This window comes from Mammaliicoccus stepanovicii, assembly GCF_002902525.1.
Lineage (GTDB): Bacteria > Bacillota > Bacilli > Staphylococcales > Staphylococcaceae > Mammaliicoccus > Mammaliicoccus stepanovicii.
This window is the reverse complement of record NZ_PPQZ01000054.1, coordinates 1-13,469: the sequence shown is the minus strand read 5'-3', so window position 1 is coordinate 13,469 and position 13,469 is coordinate 1. Positions and strand designations below refer to the sequence as shown.

The window sequence follows — 13,469 nt, the reverse complement described above, 5'->3', positions numbered from 1 at the left end:
CGTTTTTTTATTTATGGTTAGATGCTTCTCCTGGAATAACTCATCATTTAATCCACGAAATGGGCGAAGTCATGGAATAACTCGATAGTTAATCCAGGAAATGGGCAAAGTCATGGAATAACTCGATAGTTAATCCACGAAATGGGCAAAGTCATGGAATAACTCGATAGTTAATCCAGGAAATAGGCAAAGTCATGGAATAACTCAGAAGTTAATCCACGAAATGGAGTAAGTCATGGAATAACTCAGAAGTTAATCCACGAAATGCAGCAAGTCATGGAATAACTCAGAAGTTAATCCACGAGATGGGCGAAGTCATGGAATAACATAAAGTACCAAGACGTTACTGTCTTTAAACGTTTGAATTATCGCTAATTATAAGGGGGTTTGAGTTCGAGTTGATTGATATTAAATTTAATCAAACAATTAATTATGAACTGAATCCTCGATTCTATTTGAAATTAGATGTAATTTAAGATAAGTTTAAACAGTAACATTTCATATATAAAAAGACAAAGGTGTGATCATTATTAAGTTTTTGAAAGATAGATTTGCCTTCATATTAGGACTCACGATAATTATTGTTTTTGTAATTTTATTAATCATATTTGAGTCACCTTTTTTTAAAAATTATCAAACTCACACTTATGAAGAAGCATTACAAATCCAAACTAAGAGTGATTCTCCTGCTGTAACACAAAAAGACAATAAATTTGTGTATGCTAAAAAAGAAGATATTGATAAATATATGGATATCGAAAAAAGTCAAACTGATTTACAATTCATGGATATATCAAAAAAAGTGAATATATCAGAAAAAGACGTTAAGGAAATTTTAAAAGATAAAGGTGTTTTAAAAGGGAAAGAGAAGGCATTTTTAGATGCGCAAGAAAAGCATGGGGTAAATGTTATTTATTTAATGAGTCACGCTTTTATTGAAACAGGTAATGGAAATTCAGAACTTGCTAGTGGTGTAAAAATGTCGAACGGCAAAACATTTTATAATTTTTATGGAATCGGTGCTTTTGATCAAGATGCTGTTGAAACAGGCAGTAGTTTTGCACGAAAACAAGATTGGACCTCACCTGAGAAGGCAATTCACGGCGGTGCAAAATTTGTAAAAAAAGACTACCTTAATAATGACCAAAATACATTATATAAGATGAGATGGAATCCATATAACCCAGGACAACATTTATATGCTACGGATGTAAATTGGGCTACGAGTATTGGTAAGATAATGGAACATTATTACGATAAATATGACTTGAAGAAAGCAGATATTAATAAAAATTATTATAAATAAACCTATGAATGTAAAAACAAATTTGACTAATAGAGATATTATGTCAGATTTGTTTTTTTAATCTTATAATATTTAAGATTTATACGTGAAATAGTCAAGTTATAGTAAAGTTCATGTTAAAATAATGTTATATATTAAGTATATCTAAATTTTTTATTTTAAGGAAAGTAGTGAAAAAGATGAAAATTGCAGTAATTGGTGCAGGTATTGGTGGATTAACAACTGCCGGATTACTTTATCAAACTGGCCACGATGTCAAAGTTTATGAGAAAAGAAATAATCTTGATCAAGTAGGTTCTGGTTTAGGTATAGGAAGTAATGTTCTAAAAGCACTTAAACCATATAAAATGGCTTATGCAATTGAACAAGAAGGCCAACCATTAAGAAAAATGGAGCTAAGAAGCAATTTAAATGAGTTTTTAAATACGTTGAAAATGGACCAAAATGACGAAGAAAATATCACAATTCATAGAAATGTTTTGCATGAAATTTTGAAAACGCATGTTCCTTATGAGCGCATTCATTTAGATCACAAACTTAAAGAAACTAAGCAAAATGCTGACTCTGTCAGACTTTATTTTGAAAATGGAGTAGAGGAACAATTCGATTTAGTCATTGCTGCTGATGGATTGAACTCTACTTTAAGAAAGCAAATTTATCCTAAATCAACACCGAAATATGCAGGTTACACATGTTTTAGAGGTGTTGTTAAAGAAAGTCTTCCAATAGATAAACATACCGCATTAGAATATTGGGGACATAAAGGGCGATTTGGAATCGTGCCATTGAAAGACGATGAAATTTATTGGTTTTGTACAATGACGGCAAAAGAGAATGATTTGCAATATAAATCATTTGAAAAACCACACCTTCAAGCATACTTTAACCAATTTCCTGAAGAGGTTAGAAAAATATTAGATGCACAAGAAGAAACGGGTATTTTGCATCATGATATATATGATATAAACCCACTTAAATCATTCGTATCAGGGAGAGTAGTCTTACTCGGTGATGCAGCCCATGCAACAACGCCTAATATGGGGCAAGGTGCAGGACAAGCAATAGAAGATGCAGTAACGTTAACAAATTTAATGAATGAAAAACCAATTGATGCTGCTCTTAATAGATATGATAAATTAAGAGTAAAACACACTAAAAAAGTAATACTTAAATCAAGAAAAATTGGCAAATCAGGACAAGTTTCTAGCACACTAAAAATTAAATTAAGAAATAAAGCATTGAAAACAAAGTCTTCTAAATCACTAAGTAAAAAAGTTAAATTTCTTCAAAAAGCAAAACTAAAATAATCAAATAAGAAGAAACATGTGAATAGCGTAATGTTTTATAAGAAAAAAGAACACGTTCCGAGGATGAATACGACCTCAGAACGTGTTTTTTATTTTGAGAATAAGAATTCATTATCTGAACTTGTCAGCTTAATGTGTTATATCGGAAGTGGTAATACCCGTTGCCGATTTAACTTGAACTTCTCTAAATTTATCAAGGGATTCTGTTTTCCCTAGGAATGTACCTAAGAAAGCTCCTATAAATCCAGCTGGAACTGAAATAATAGCTGGGTTAGAAAGCGGGAAAATCGGATCCATTGTTATAAAAGCAGTGCCAGCAGGATTCATTACATTTGGACTAAGAATCACTAGAACGAGTGATACGATTAATCCAACAGCTATGCCAGTAATGGCGCCTTGCGTATTAAATCTCTTCCAAAAAATAGTGAAGACGATGACTGGTAAATTTGCGCTTGCAGCGACACAGAACGCTAATGATACGAGAAAGGCAACATTTAAATTTTGAGCAAACAACGCTAAGATAATTGATAAAACCGATACTGCCAATGAAGCAAATTTAGCTGCTTTCATTTGTTCTTTTTCTGTAACTTGTCCTTTCTTAATGACTTGCCCATAAATATCATGAGCAAATGCTGAGGCCCCAGTTAATACTAGGCCAGCGACTACAGCTAAAATTGTAGCAAAAGCGACTGCCGATACAAATGACATTAACAAATCTCCACCAAGTTTAGCAGCAAGCAAAGGTGCAGCCATATTACCAGCAGGGTTTGCTGAAATGATTTCTTCACGTGTTAATAAAGCTGCAGCTCCAAATCCTAAGAAAATAGTTAACACGTAGAATATACCTATAATCCAAGTTGCCCACATTACAGAGGAACGTGCGGTTTTGGCATTTTTAACTGTAAAGAATCTCATAAGAATGTGTGGTAAGCCCGCTGTTCCAAATAGTAAGGCAATAATGAGTGAAATGTTATCTAAAGGTGGTTTACCTTGTGAACCAGGGTTTATGAATTCACCTTTGAAATCGGATGATGTAATGTTTTTCATTTCACCAAACATCGTCGAGATGTTGAAATTAAAATGTAACAATACTAAAAATGTAATAATAACGATACCTATCATGAGTAGTACCGCCTTAACCATTTGTACCCAACTTGTAGCAGTCATCCCGCCGAATAATACGTATATGGTCATCATAATACCAACTAAAATAACAGCAACCGTATAAGGAATACCAAATAGTAGTTGAATTAACGCACCAGCACCAACTAATTGTGCAAGCATGTAAAATATAACAATAGTTATGGAAGAAATAGCAGCCATTGCGCGTACTTTTTTAAGTTCAAATCTGGCCGCAATCATATCCGCTAATGTATATTTACCAAGATTTCTTAAAGGTTCAGCAACAATATAAAGTACTATTAAGTATGCAGTTAAATAACCAATACTATAGAAGAAACCATCAAATCCCCATAATGCAATTGCTCCAGCAATACCTAGAAATGAAGCAGCAGATAAATAGTCCCCCGCGATAGCTAAGCCATTTTGCCAACCTGATAACCCTCCGCCTGCTGTATAAAAATCATTTGCTGATTGTGTTCTCTTTGATGCGAAATATGTAATGAGTAGTGTAATGCTCACGAATATTAAAAACATAATAACTACTAATGGGTTCATCTATGTTGCTCCTCTCTATATGTTTTTAATATTTCATCAGATGCTTTATCAAACGATTTGGCTTTTTGCATATACAACATTACAAGTGTCCAAACCATAACAAATAGTAAAAGTGCATAAATCCAAGCCCAAGAAATATTCCAAAATGCAATATTATTCAGTATTGTTGTATAACCCGTTAATACTGGAAATAAAAGCGTAGCGAAAATAAAAAATATTGAAACTGATAAAATAAATCGATTTCTGCTTTTTACAAGCTCTTTAAACTGTGGATCTTGTGCAATTCGTTTGTAATCATGTTCCCCCATAAAAACTCCCCCTTAATAATAGATGCGTAAATATACAACTTAATTAACATCTTATTCATTTGTCACATAATTGTCAATATTTATTTGGAAACGCTTACAATAAAGAATAGGTGTTATTTATGAAAAAAATACAATATTTTATTAGAATATTTAGAAAAATTCGTTTATTTGTATTGACGATAATGAAAAATATCAATATAATTCTTATCATATTAATAAGAATTCGGAAGTGAAATAATTATGATTGAATTTAAAAACGTTAATAAAATATTCAAACAAAAGAAATCAGATATATTAGCTCTTCAAGATGTAAGTTTTAAAGTGGAGGCTCAAGATATATTTGGCGTAATTGGGTATAGTGGTGCTGGAAAGAGTACATTAATTAGACTTGTAAATGTATTAGAAGAGAAAACATCAGGCGAAATTATAGTTGATGGACATGATATCAATCAATATTCTAAGAAAAAATTGCAAAATGTAAAGAAAAATATTGGGATGATTTTTCAACATTTTAATTTATTAAATTCAAAAACAGTTTTTAATAATGTAGCAATGCCATTAATACTACAAGGGAAAAGTAAGGCAAACATTAAATCGAAAGTAAATGAACTTTTAGAATTTGTTGGTTTAGAAGATAAAGGGAATCAATATCCTAATGAACTCTCAGGCGGGCAGAAACAAAGGGTCGCAATAGCAAGAGCATTAGTTACAGATCCCAAAATATTATTATGTGATGAGGCAACGAGCGCACTAGATCCAGCAACAACTGACTCGATATTAAAATTATTAAAAAGAGTAAATGAACAGTTTGGCGTAACGATATTACTCATAACACATGAAATGAGTGTTATCCAAAAAATATGTAATAAAGTTGCAGTTATGGAACAAGGGAGAGTTATCGAAATGGGACCAGTTCTTGACGTTTTTAGTCATCCACAAACAACTACTGCCAAGAACTTTGTGTCCACTGTCATTACAACGGATATATCTACCCATTTACAAAAATTAATTCCTGAAGATAAAGAAGCGACCGATATCAAACTATACATAGATGGAAACAAAGTAACTCATGCCATTATTTATGATTTAATTACACGCTATACTGTGAAAGTAAATATACTATTTGCATCTATGTCTGATATTCAAGGTATTCCTGTAGGGTATCTCACATTAAGAATACAAGGCGAGGAACAATCAATTCAAAACTGTTATCAATATTTAACTGAATTAAATATTGAATTTGAGGAGGTGAGCGCATAATGTTTGGATCGTCATTAGATTCATCTCAACTTATAGATTCTGTTTATCAAACATTATATATGGTAACAGTGTCATTATTATTAGGTGCGTTAATTGGTATACCGTTAGGCATTTTACTCGTCATTACAAGAAAAAATGGAATTTGGCCAAATAGTATCATTTATTATTTGCTAAATCCTATTATAAATATATTCCGATCACTACCGTTCATCATTTTATTAATAGCGATTGTACCTTTTACAAAGTTAATTGTAGGCACATCAATTGGGACATCTGCTGCAATCGTCCCACTAACAGTTTATGTAGCCCCTTACATTGCTAGACTAGTTGAAAATTCATTGTTAGAGGTCAATTCAGGTGTTATAGAAGCGGCACATGCGATGGGTGCTTCACCTATACAAATTATACGCTATTTCTTATTACCTGAAGCATTAGGCTCACTTATATTAGCTTTAACGACGTCAATAATTGGATTGATTGGTGCAACAGCTATGGCTGGTGCTGTTGGTGGCGGCGGTATAGGTGACTTGGCACTTGCTTATGGATACCAACGCTTTGATACGATTGTCATTATCATTACCGTTATTATATTGGTCATAATGGTTCAAGTTATTCAGTCATTAGGTAATGTATTATCAAAATTAGTAAGAAGAAGTTAATAAATAAAACAGAATATAGAGAAGGAGTTATAAATATGAAAAAATTAATAACATTATTAGCGGCACTTGTGTTACTGTTAGCTGCATGTGGGGACAAGAAAGACGATAAGAAAGTGACGGTAGGAATTGCATCGAATGATACTAAAGTGTGGGATAAAGTAAAGGAACTAGCAAAGAAAGATGGCATTGATGTAGAAATTAAACAATTCTCTGATTATAACGTACCAAATAAAGCATTGTCAGATGGAGATATCGATTTAAATAGCTTCCAACACTTTGCATTTTTAGATCAATTTGAAAAAGCTAATAAAGGTACAGATATTACACCTATTAGAACAACTGTATTTGCACCGTTAGGGATATACTCTAAAAATTTAAAAGATATAAAAAAATTAAAAGAGGGTGCAAAGGTTGTTATTCCTAACGATGTATCAAATCAAGCTAGAGCATTAAAATTATTAGAAAAGGCAGGTTACATTAAACTTTCTAAAAACTTCGGTTTAAATGGTGGACCTAAAGACATCATTAAGAACAACAAGAATTTAGATATAAAAGCTGTTGATGCACAACAAACTGCTAGAGCATTAGATGAGGTCGATATTGCAATTATTAACAATGGGGTAGCTTCAAAAGCTGGATTAGATCCTAAGAAAGATCCAATCTATTTAGAGGATGAAGATGCGAAAGCTGCAAAACCGTATATTAATTTCATAGCTGCTAATACTAAAGATAAAGACAATAAAACATATAAAAAAATAGCGGATTTATATCATTCAGAGGATGCCAAAGAAGCATTGAAAGAAGATACTAAAGATGGAGAAATAGTAGTAGATTTAAAAGAACAAGAAATTAAAGAAATACAAGATTCATTAAAATAAAAAAGATTCGGCTCCCCTTAGCCGAATCTTTTTTTATGCTTTTTTATAGGTTTCTAAATATTGTTGGCCTTTTTCATAATCGTATTTGTTCTCCCATTTGGAAACAACGACTGTTGATAATGCATTACCAACAACATTTACGCAAGTTCTAGACATATCAAGTAATCTATCTATACCGATAATTAATGCTAAGCCTTCTGGGTTTAATCCCATAGAACCTAAAGTAGTAATTAATACAACAATAGATGTTCCAGGAACTGCTGCCATACCTTTTGAGGTAATCATTAACGTGAACATAAGTATGAGCTGCTGAGTTAATGATAAATGGACGCCATACATTTGAGCTACAAATAGTGCTGCGATAGATTGATACAATGCAGAACCATCCAGATTGAATGTATACCCAGTTGGAATAACGAAAGAAACGATATCTTTAGGTGCACCGAATTTTTCCATTTTCTCCATAACTGAAGGTAAAACGGTTTCAGAGCTAGATGTAGAGAACGCAAGCAATAATTCATCTTTAAGTATGCGTACAATTGAGAATATATTGATACCACAAATTTTAGCTACGATTCCTAATACAACTACAATAAAGAATACCATCGCCCCAACGACAACAAGTAATAGTTTTAATAATGGAATGAGTGCAGATAGACCAAACGTCATAATTGTTACACAAATAAATGCAAACACACCATAAGGCGCTAAGCGTAATATTCTATGTATCATCCAGAATACTGCTTCTAGTACACCACCTAAAACATCTTTCACAGGTTGTCCTTTCTCACCGATTGCTGCTATAGCTAATCCAAAGAATACTGCAAAGAATATAATGGGTAACAGTTCACCAGCAGTTAATGCTTCAAATATATTCGTAGGTATGATGCTTACAATCGTATCAATCACATGATTGCCGTAAGTCGATTTTTCAGCAGCATCTGCTGTTTGTTCATATTTAGAAATATCACCTTTAGGTAATTTGTCTGGATCTAAACCTAATCCAGGTTTGAATAAGTTTCCGAATATAATACCTAAACCAATTGCAATTGTAGTGATAATTTCAAAGTACAAAATTGTTTTCCAACCATATCTACCAACTGTGTGCATATCACCTACATTAGAAATAGATAAAGCTAATGAGCAGAATACAATAGGAATAACAATCATTTTAATAAGATTTAAAAATATATCTCCAACTGGCTGTATAAATTTAATTAAATGATCTTGACCGTTTAAAAAATAGCCTACAACTACACCTAATACTAAAGCAATTAAAATTTGTGTAGGTAGACTTATATATCTTCTTCTTGGCTTCTTAATTTTTTCGTTCAAAGAAATGCCTCCTTTAAAGTGTTGATGCAAAAAAATAAAAAAATAATGCGATTCCATTTGGAATTGCACAAACTATTTTTTAGAAAGGGGATGCATACTTTGTATTTCTCTTAGAGTTTAAAAGTATATTTCATTTTATCATCTTAATGTTAAATAGTAACGTTGATATTTTACCATAAAAAGTAAAGAGAACACATTTATAGTAAAATGTGTTCTTTAAAACATTTATTTTATGAAACGGATAGAAAGAGGTGGTAAATAAGTTTCTCCGTTGAAAGCCTTTATAGCTCCAATAATTGTGAATATAAGTATCATAATACTTAATATTGGTATAAGTATAAAACCGATTAGAACTAAACATAATAATGTAGAAATACCTACCCAAATAAAATAAGAAATAAAGAAATTTAAATAATCTTTACCAATACGATCAATAAATGTCGAATGTTCTCTTTTAAGTAACCATATTAATAGTGGAGCAAGTAGTGTTGTAAAAATTGATGTGACGTAAATTAACATCCCGTATAAACGTTCATCATCACTTGTTTGTTTATGTGTATAGAATTGATTATCATTTACTGTAGATTCTTGAAATGGATTGTGATCATCATGACTCATCATAAATCCTCCTTAATAGACGTATTACTTCTATTATACAATGAGCGTCAAAATTAACCAATTAGAACGACTGATTACATTAGAGATATAGATTTAAGGTAATACCATTACTAAAATGTTGTCTAAGATTGTTGTTTGTCATCTTTTTCTTTAATATTATCCTTTAAATTATTTTTTGAAAAAATTCTTTTAAAAGGTGTTCCAATCCATACAGAAAATGTAGTGAAAAGAAAGTTGATAATTTTTAATAATAAGTCAAACATACATCATCCTCATTTCTTCTTTGTAATATGATTTAGCATAAACTTCTAGTTAAAAATAGTATTTGTATAGAAATCTATAATATCATATTTCATAACAATAAAATGATCCCACATAACAGACGTTATGTGGGATCGTTTTTTGAGTAAGAACATTTTGGTGTTCTACTATTTATTTAATTCTTAGTGAATGTAGTTATAAGAACTAGCTTCTGATGCAGAAATTGAACGATTTGATACGACACCTTCACCTTGATAGTTCATTTCTGATACTTCAATGCTTCCGTCTGAATTAACATTTTCAACATATGCTACGTGTCCGAATGCACCAGCTGATGATTGTAGAATAGAACCTTTTTTAGGTGTATTATCTACTGAGTGTCCGTCAGCAGCAGCATTTGATGCCCATTGATTCGCATTACCCCATGAACCGCTTATTGGATCACCATCTTGCATTTTTTTGTCGAATACATAGTAAGTACATTGTCCAGCTGTATATAAATTAGCTGAAGATGAACCTGTAGTTTGTGTTGCTGTTTGACTTACTGATGTTGTAAATGATTGACTCATGTTTGAAGTGTTTCCAATTTGGTTATAGTTACTAGTATAATTAAAATTCTGTGTTTGTGTTTGTTGAGGTGCTTGGTTTTGGTCGAAAGTATCGGCAGATGCTTCTTGACCACTTCCTATCATAGATGATGCTAATCCCGTAGTTAATACTGCAATTGTAGTTAGTTTTTTCATTTTAAATATTCCTCCATAAATTTCGTATATGTTTTATATTATTAATTGAATTAATTTTTGTTTGAGTCGTTTTCCGACGACAAGTAATACTTTAACAGATGAATTTATGTTTGTGTGCATTTTCATCTAGTTGTTACTTAATCATAATGGTATACAATATTTTGGTAATATTTAGAGTGGATTATGACATCTTGTAATATTTGAAAAATGCACCGTTGATGTATTTTAGTGTTTTTATAGTTTTATCCATGTCATTTTTTTGTAATATTCATTTACAAAATAAATATTATAAATTTAGTAGTTGTCTTTATATGCGACTACTTTTTTATTATAAATATTATTACATTTTTAGTTTAAAGGGGGATTTTATGAAACGATTACCTTCATTGTTTGAAGCATTTTCAACTATTATTGTAATGGGTTTAATCGTATTTATAGGGTTTGGTATACTGAACTTTCCAATTCAACCATTGTTGATTTTAGCAGCAGTATACGCGAGTTTTATTGCATTAAGAGTAGGGCTTACATGGGAAGATTTGCAAGATGGTATCACTAAAAGGTTAGCGACTGCTATGCCAGCCATATACATAATTTTTGCTGTAGGTATATTAATCGGGACATGGATGTTTTCTGGAACAGTACCGGCGTTGATATATTATGGATTAGAATTAATAAATCCTACTTATTTTTTAGTTACTGCATTTATCATTACAGCTGTTACGTCTGTTGCAACTGGAACAGCATGGGGATCGGTAGGTACTGCTGGGATAGCTTTGATGGCAATTGCAAATGAAATGGGTATACCAATGGGGATGGTAGCTGGTGTTGTTATTGCTGGTGGTGTGTTTGGTGATAAAATGTCACCTTTATCAGATACGACCAATTTAGCTGCACTCGTAACAAAAGTTAATATTTTCAAACATATTAAACATATGATGTGGACAACAGTACCAGCTTCATTAATCGGTTTAGTCGTTTGGTTTATAGCAGGCTTACAATTTGATGCAAAAGACGTTGAAAGTAAACGTATTAATTCGTTATTAAGTAATATAGATCATGCATTTAATCTTGATTTTTGGGTGTGGCTACCGGTTATAGTCATTGTAGCTGGTATAAGTATAGGTAAGCCGACGGTTCCAATGATGTTACTTTCAAGTTTAGTCGCTATGTTTATCGGTGTATTGAACAATGGATTTGGAATAGTAGATGCTTTTAATGTAACGATGAATGGCTTTGATTTAAATATGACTACGTTATCTAGTGATGAAGCATCTAAATCAATGACAGAATTAGTTAAGCGCGGTGGAATCATGAGTATGACTGAAATTGTCGTTACTATTTTCTGTGGTTACGCATTTGCAGGAATTGTAGAAACTTCTGGAAGTTTAGAGGTGATATTAAAGACAATTTCGAATAAAGTTTCTAAAGATTCTCATTTAATATTAGTTACGATTGCAGGAAGTTTACTATTAGTATTTGCTGCAGGGGTAGCATCTGTAGTTATTATTATGATAGGCGTATTATTGATGGATATGTATAATGAAAGAGGATTAGATAGAGTCAATTTATCAAGAACTTTAGAGGACTGTGGTACGATGGTATTACCTTTTATTCCATGGGGTACTTCTGGTATATATTATAGAGATTTATTACATGTTTCATTGGGAGATTTCTTCTGGTGGGCAGTACCATGTTATTTATGTGTGATATTTGCAGCATTTTACGGAATAACAGGTATTGGAATTAAAAAAGTGAAAGCATAAGAATCGCAAAATCATATATAATACAAAAAAACTCAAACGGTTTAACCGTTTGAGTTTTTTACTATATTCTTAATTCTTAGTGAATGTAGTTGTATGATTTAGCTGCTGAAGCTGAGATAGTACGTGATGAAACAACACCAACACCTTGGTAGTTCATTTCTGATACTTGTACTGAACCGTCAGAGTTTACTTTGTCAACATATGCTACGTGACCGTAACCACCAGCTGTTGATTGTAAGATAGCACCTGATTTTGGAGAGTTGTTTACTGTATAACCAGATTGTGCTGCTGCATTTGCCCAGTTATTAGCATTTCCCCAAGTATTACCTAAGTCAGGACGTTTACTGAATGCAAAGTAAGTACATTGACCTGATGTATAAAGGTTAGATCCTCCGCCATTTGATGGACGAGATGATGTAGTTGAAGTACTATAGTTTGAATTATTATTTGATTGTGTAGCTTGGTTATTGTTTGATGGTGCTTGTGTAGTAGTTACACGAACATTATTTTGGTTTGAAGAAGCAGTATGTGAATCTCCTAAACCTCCACCATTTGGTGCTGCATTGAATGCAGGTTGTGAATAATTTGTATTGTTTGAATTATTTGTGTTATATGAAACTTGTTGTTGTGCTTGGTTTCCGTAATCTTGTGTTGATGGATTCCAGTTACCTTCCCAAGTATAGTGATAGTTACCATTTGCATCGATAGTGTAGCTGTATGAATATGATGAAGCGTCGTTAGGATTATATCCTTGTGTATTTTCTGCCGCGTCTGCGTCATGTGCCATAAATGTTGCTACTCCTGCTGTTACGATTGCTGCTGTTGCTATTTTCTTCATAATGTGTAAATCCTCCTAGAATTTTTAAAAATAATTTTTTCGTATATGTTTTATTTATTGAATGTAATTTCTCCGCTGTTTTCTCAACAAAATCTACTTTATCAGAAATGATCTACTTTGTGTTGAATGTTAAGGCTTTGTAATTCAATTTAAATATCACATGATTTCATGTAATAATTCTGAACTTAAAGCCAAATAAAGAAAAACCTTATATGACGGGCTATTTTGTTGTTTATTTACTAAAATAGTTTTTTATTGTTACACATCTGTAATATTTAAGACATAATAAAATGTTTGATAACAATAATTTTTGCAAATACATTTGGCGTAGTTTTTGAAATAAATGCTTTTAAAAATATAAATAAGTACAAAATTTCATAATAAAAAGTCAAGAATCAAGTATTTTTGTTCTTTATTACTAAATTATAATTATCCATATCTATTAAATAAGATATTTCAGAATGAATAGAGGTGTTTTTACATGCTATATGACTGTAATTTAAAGATTTACAATTC

Annotated in this window: 12 protein-coding genes; 6 read left to right on the top strand and 6 right to left on the bottom strand. The window is 31.8% G+C overall.

The window, feature by feature from the left end; translation table 11 throughout:
• Window positions 1-526: 526 nt before the first annotated feature.
• Window positions 527-1,306 carry an N-acetylglucosaminidase gene (locus tag CD111_RS08515; RefSeq protein WP_371868729.1) on the top strand — a complete coding sequence of 260 codons (780 nt, stop codon included), beginning with the start codon at window positions 527-529 and terminating at the stop codon, window positions 1,304-1,306.
• Window positions 1,307-1,485: 179 nt separating this feature from the next.
• On the top strand, window positions 1,486-2,613 hold the full coding sequence (locus CD111_RS08510; protein ID WP_095086148.1) for an FAD-dependent monooxygenase: 1,128 nt from the start codon (window positions 1,486-1,488) through the stop codon (window positions 2,611-2,613).
• A gap of 129 nt (window positions 2,614-2,742) precedes the next feature.
• On the opposite strand, the gene CD111_RS08505 is transcribed toward CD111_RS08510, so the two are convergent.
• Both CD111_RS08505 and CD111_RS08500 read right to left on the bottom strand, forming a co-directional pair.
• Window positions 2,743-4,290 carry a solute symporter family protein gene (locus CD111_RS08505; RefSeq protein WP_095086150.1) on the bottom strand — a complete coding sequence of 516 codons (1,548 nt, stop codon included), beginning with the start codon at window positions 4,288-4,290 and terminating at the stop codon, window positions 2,743-2,745.
• Window positions 4,287-4,598 carry a DUF485 domain-containing protein gene (locus CD111_RS08500; RefSeq protein WP_095086152.1) on the bottom strand — a complete coding sequence of 104 codons (312 nt, stop codon included), beginning with the start codon at window positions 4,596-4,598 and terminating at the stop codon, window positions 4,287-4,289. The genes CD111_RS08505 and CD111_RS08500 overlap by 4 nt, the downstream gene beginning before the upstream one ends.
• Before the next feature lie 240 nt (window positions 4,599-4,838).
• On the opposite strand from CD111_RS08500, the gene CD111_RS08495 reads away from it, so the two are divergent.
• Genes CD111_RS08495 through gmpC form a run of 3 tightly spaced genes read left to right on the top strand, consistent with a single transcriptional unit; the run spans window position 4,839 to window position 7,395 of the window.
• On the top strand, window positions 4,839-5,858 hold the full coding sequence (locus CD111_RS08495; protein WP_095086153.1) for a methionine ABC transporter ATP-binding protein: 1,020 nt from the start codon (window positions 4,839-4,841) through the stop codon (window positions 5,856-5,858).
• Window positions 5,858-6,517 (top strand): methionine ABC transporter permease, encoded by a 660-nt coding sequence (locus tag CD111_RS08490; RefSeq protein ID WP_095086155.1) that lies wholly within the window; start codon window positions 5,858-5,860, stop codon window positions 6,515-6,517. Before CD111_RS08495 ends, CD111_RS08490 begins: the two co-directional genes overlap by 1 nt.
• A 35-nt stretch (window positions 6,518-6,552) precedes the next feature.
• The gene (gmpC, locus tag CD111_RS08485; protein ID WP_095086156.1) at window positions 6,553-7,395 is read left to right on the top strand and encodes a dipeptide ABC transporter glycylmethionine-binding lipoprotein; all 843 of its coding nucleotides are present in this window, start codon (window positions 6,553-6,555) and stop codon (window positions 7,393-7,395) included.
• Window positions 7,396-7,428: 33 nt separating this feature from the next.
• Here the strand turns inward: gmpC and CD111_RS08480 are convergent, their stop codons facing one another.
• The 3 genes from CD111_RS08480 to CD111_RS08470 all read right to left on the bottom strand — a co-directional run bounded on the left by CD111_RS08480 (window position 7,429) and on the right by CD111_RS08470 (window position 10,352).
• Window positions 7,429-8,730, bottom strand: coding sequence for a cation:dicarboxylate symporter family transporter (locus CD111_RS08480; protein WP_240610496.1), 1,302 nt, complete (start codon window positions 8,728-8,730; stop codon window positions 7,429-7,431).
• 225 nt (window positions 8,731-8,955) lie between these two features.
• Window positions 8,956-9,348, bottom strand: coding sequence for a DUF4870 domain-containing protein (locus CD111_RS08475; protein WP_095086159.1), 393 nt, complete (start codon window positions 9,346-9,348; stop codon window positions 8,956-8,958).
• 443 nt (window positions 9,349-9,791) lie between these two features.
• Entirely contained in the window at window positions 9,792-10,352 is a 561-nt protein-coding gene (locus CD111_RS08470; RefSeq protein ID WP_095086163.1) for a CHAP domain-containing protein, read from the bottom strand.
• A gap of 368 nt (window positions 10,353-10,720) precedes the next feature.
• Between CD111_RS08470 and nhaC the strand changes: the two genes are divergently transcribed.
• Window positions 10,721-12,115 (top strand): Na+/H+ antiporter NhaC, encoded by a 1,395-nt coding sequence (gene nhaC / locus CD111_RS08465; protein WP_095086168.1) that lies wholly within the window; start codon window positions 10,721-10,723, stop codon window positions 12,113-12,115.
• A 76-nt stretch (window positions 12,116-12,191) separates the two neighbouring features.
• On the opposite strand, the gene CD111_RS08460 is transcribed toward nhaC, so the two are convergent.
• Window positions 12,192-12,953, bottom strand: a complete 762-nt coding sequence (locus CD111_RS08460) for a CHAP domain-containing protein (protein ID WP_095086171.1) — start codon at window positions 12,951-12,953, stop codon at window positions 12,192-12,194.
• Window positions 12,954-13,469: the final 516 nt, after the last annotated feature.